At 27.0% G+C, this 4,290-nt stretch carries 3 protein-coding genes; all 3 read left to right on the top strand.

The window, feature by feature from the left end; translation table 11 throughout:
* Positions 1-2,883, top strand: a 2,883-nt coding sequence (gene cas9 / locus WCG23_12970; protein ID MEI8390782.1) for a type II CRISPR RNA-guided endonuclease Cas9, incomplete at its 5' end; no start/stop codon positions are given.
* A gap of 3 nt (positions 2,884-2,886) precedes the next feature.
* Positions 2,887-3,831 (top strand): type II CRISPR-associated endonuclease Cas1, encoded by a 945-nt coding sequence (cas1, locus tag WCG23_12965; protein MEI8390781.1) that lies wholly within the window; start codon positions 2,887-2,889, stop codon positions 3,829-3,831.
* Positions 3,832-3,838: 7 nt separating this feature from the next.
* Positions 3,839-4,168, top strand: coding sequence for a CRISPR-associated endonuclease Cas2 (gene cas2 / locus WCG23_12960; GenBank protein MEI8390780.1), 330 nt, complete (start codon positions 3,839-3,841; stop codon positions 4,166-4,168).
* The last annotated feature ends 122 nt before the right edge of the window (positions 4,169-4,290 follow it).

Below are 4,290 nucleotides of genomic sequence, written 5' to 3'. Positions count from 1 at the left end.
ACTAGATTAAAACAAGAATTTCCTTCTAAAAATGATGAAAATATTTATACTTCCTGCTTATTAAGAATTGCTTTATTACAAAATAAACAGCTTGAAGAATGGCAAATTTATAAAGCTTTGTATAGTGCTATTCAAAGAAGAGGTTATGATAATAGTCTCCCTTGGATGAATAGTAAAAAAGCAATAAAACAAGCAGATGATGAAGAAAATGAAAAGTTCGTTAATGAATATGTTTCATTGCTAAAAGAAATGATACCTAATGAAAATTATCATTTACCTTGCTATTTAGATGCTTCATTAATGGGATTGTGGAATTATACGAAACCAACTGATTTTGAATTAAGAATAAATCATAATGCACAACCTGTTAGAGTTGGAGGAAGAGTTGCACCAAGGAATATTGTAGAAAAAGAATTAAAGTTACTTTTTGAAAATGCAAAAAAACAACTTTCTAAATTGAGTTCAATAAACACGGAAGAATTTTTATATGGAGAAGGACAAGAAGCTTATTCTTCTTATAAAAACATTGCATATAGTAAATTTAGAGGAAAGGAATGGGATAGTCAGGGTGTTTTATCTCAAAAAATCCCAAGATTTGATAATAGAATAATATCAAAATGCCAATTAATGCCTTTAAGGAATGTCTGTAAAGCAGATTCAAATATATGTACAGATGTGAAAATCCTTATGGCTTTAAAAAATTTCAGATATGTTGATATAAAAGGAGAAAGAAAAGCTCTTACAGCAAAAGAAATTAAAAAATTATTTGAAGAAAAGAAAAATTATATTAGAGATAAAAAAAAGTTAAATAAAACTGACATAAAAAAATTTTTAAAAGAAAACAGCATAATAATAAGTCCAAATAATGAAATAAACGAAATTAAAGTAAATGTCTCAGGTCGTGCAAGATTTTGTATGCCAGCTTTAAAAATCATTAAAGAAATTATTTTAAGTGGAATTTCCCCTTTGAATTTTGATTATGCTAATCATATTAAGAATGTTGATGATAATAACCCAGAAAAAGGCGTTACTAAAACTGAAATAGAAAACATTTTAAAAAGACTTGGAGATAGTTGGGAAAATATACATATTGGGGATAACAGAGATGAATTGTTGGAAAAAGCAATAAATAATCCTGAGCAAGAAGTCTTAAAAACAATCGGTAGTGTGCCAAATCCAGTTGTTAGACATAGACTTCAATGGTTTTATAATGAACTTAAAAATCTTAGTAATGCACATGGGAAGCCTCAAGAAATAATAATTGAATTTATTAGAGATGGTGAAAAAAATTCACTTTTGGGAAAAAAGAAAATTGAAGAATATCAAAGAACAATAAACGAAAATGAAAAAAATAATAAAGAATTAGTTAAAAAGCTTGAAACATATAATATTTCAATTAAACAAGGATTAGAAAGACTTAAGCTTCTTGAAATTCAGGAAGGCAAATGTATTTATACTGGTACACCTATTCAAATATCTGAAATTTTGGATTGTGAAATTGACCACATTGTCCCTGTTTCAGAAAATGGAAATGATGCACTATATAACAAAGTTTTATGTATAAAAAAGGCTAATCAGGATAAAAAGGGAAGAACTCCATTTAGTTGGTTTAAGTCTGAAAAGACAGAAGAAGAATGGCATGATTATATACTTAGAATTAGTAAGCTAAAAAGATTAGGCAATAAGAAAGCTGAATTATTAATTAAAGAAAATCCTCATGAATTAATAGAAAGTTATAATGGTTTAGCAGAAACTGCTTATATTGCAAGAATTGCACAAAAAATAGTTGCTTTGCATTTTGGATGGGGATTACAAACAAAAGATGAATCAAGAAAAATATTTGTAAGTAATGGAAGCGAAACAGCAAAACTCAGAAAAATTTATAAATTGAACAGTCTTTTATATTCAGAAGATACAGATATAAAAAATATTAAAAACAGAAGCAACCCTAAACATCATGCTTTAGATGCTCTTTGTATTAGTTATTCAAGAGAATTGAAACCCAAAAAACAAGATAATGGCAAGTATGTCTGGCATGTTGAAGGCTTAAACCCTGAAAATATTAAAACAGAGCTAAATAAACTTATTCCTTATACTGTAAAAAGAAACTTTGAAGAAATTACATTAAAAGAAACTTTTTATGCAAAAAAACTATTTGTTGAAAACGGAGAAAAAATTTATAAACTCACGGTTAAGAAAAATTTAAAAGAAGAGATTTTATCTAAAAAAACTAATAAAGATAGAATTAATTTTATTAAAAGTATAGTTGATGAACAATTAAAAGAAATTTTATTACAAAAACTTATAGAAAATCCGAATTCAGAAGAATTGCAGGAATTTTTAAATAAATTAAAACATCCTAAAAGAAATAGTTTAGTTAAAAGAGTTTTGCTTGTTCCTCAAAATTTAGATAAATGTAAAGAAATCGACATACAAATAGATAAAAAAAGTTGTAAAAGAGAAAGAATTGGAAAATTTTTGGATTTGGGGAATAAAGATACAAAAGGACAATTCAAAGCATCTAAACAACATCAAGGACAAATAATTTACTTTGATGAAAAAGGGAAACCCAAAGTTATTCCTATTTATTCACATTTAAGTCTGAAAAAGACTACGCAGCAAATAAAGAATAAAAACTTAGAACTTTATAAAAAAGGAAAAATGTTTTATTCAGGCTGTTTAATTAATATTCCTGAGGATTTTAAGGATAGCAAAGGCAATATTAAAAAAGCTTGGAAGTATGAATTAAAAACTATAAAATCAAATGGTCAAGTCGAATTAAAATCCTTAGACGGAGAACCAATATCTACATCTGTTATAAATTTGATAGTTGCCAACTTTGATTTATTTGAGTTAAAGCAAAATAAAAAAATCAAAGTTTAGTTTATGACTTATCATATTTTGCACATAACCACCAGAGGAACATTCTTATCTGTGGATAGAGGACATCTTGTATGCAAATATCCTGATGATACTGAAAAAAGGATGGCATTATCTGATATTAGGGCAATAATAGCAGGTATTCAGGGAATATCTTTTTCAAATGAGTGTATAGCAAGGTTAATTGAAAATGATGCAATAATTTTGCATTGTAACAATCAATATAAACCTGTAGGTTGGACAATGCCTTTTGATAGAGTGATAAGACAAGAAGCATTTTTAAATCAACTAAAACAGAATAAAGATTTTAATCATAAATTATGGAAAAATATCTTGCAATATAAATTTGAAAATCAGAGCTATATTTTAAATTATATGGAAATAGAAAACTCTATAAGCGAATTATCAAAAAGACCTCTTCCAAGTGAAGCAAACATTGCAAAACATTTTTGGAATAAATATTTTAAAGGATTAGGCTCAGAAATTTTAAGAGAACATAAAAATGCTGAAAACTTTGAAAATAAGGCGTTAAATTATGGTTATGCAGTTGTGCAAAGTTTATTATATAGGTCAATTCTTATACATGGCTTATTACCAAATCTTGGAATACACCATAAAGCACGATATAACAGCACTCCTCTTGTATATGACCTTTTAGAGCCTTTAAGAGGCTTTGTTGAATTATTTTTGTACAAATTTTTTGAAAAGAATCAGGAAGAATATGAGGAACAAGATTTTAAAAACTGGATAAAATATTTAGCCGAATCATTAAGGCATTGCCGATTACAAAATAAACAACAAACACATAAATTTATGGATGCTATTGATGTATATGTAAACAGTATAGTAAGAGCTTTTATAAATTTGAATAATGAAGAACTTTGGATTCCTTCTTTAGAAAATCATTATTGGTGTTTAGATAATAATAGTAACAGAGAAAATGAAGAGTAAATTTCGTATGGGTTGGCTTTTTGTATGTTTTGATTTACCTGTAATAGAAAAATGGCAAATGAAAGAAGCTTCTAAATTCAGAAAAAATCTTCTTGATTTAGGTTATTTTATGGTACAAAAATCTATTTATGTAAGAAATTGTGTTTCTTATGAAAAAACCGAATCTCATATAAAAAAAGTTAAAAGTTTAGCTCCACAATTAGGTTCTATTTTGATTTTTTTCATCACAGACAAACAATGGGGAAACTCAACCCATATTGAACTTACAGGTTACTTAAAGTCTTTATATTCAATAACAGGAGTTACGCAGCATAAGTTAAAGTCCTGTTATCAATGAATTGTACGGAACAAACATTCTTTAAATAATCCTGACGAGCGGTTTCAATACTCTTGTCAGGATATTTGGGGATATTAATTAATTCTTTTGATTCTGATAAAAATTAAATTTATACTTTTTGT

This window comes from bacterium (genome assembly GCA_037147175.1).
GTDB lineage: Bacteria > Cyanobacteriota > Vampirovibrionia > Gastranaerophilales > UBA9971 > UBA9971.
This window is presented reverse-complemented; position numbering and strand designations above follow the sequence as displayed.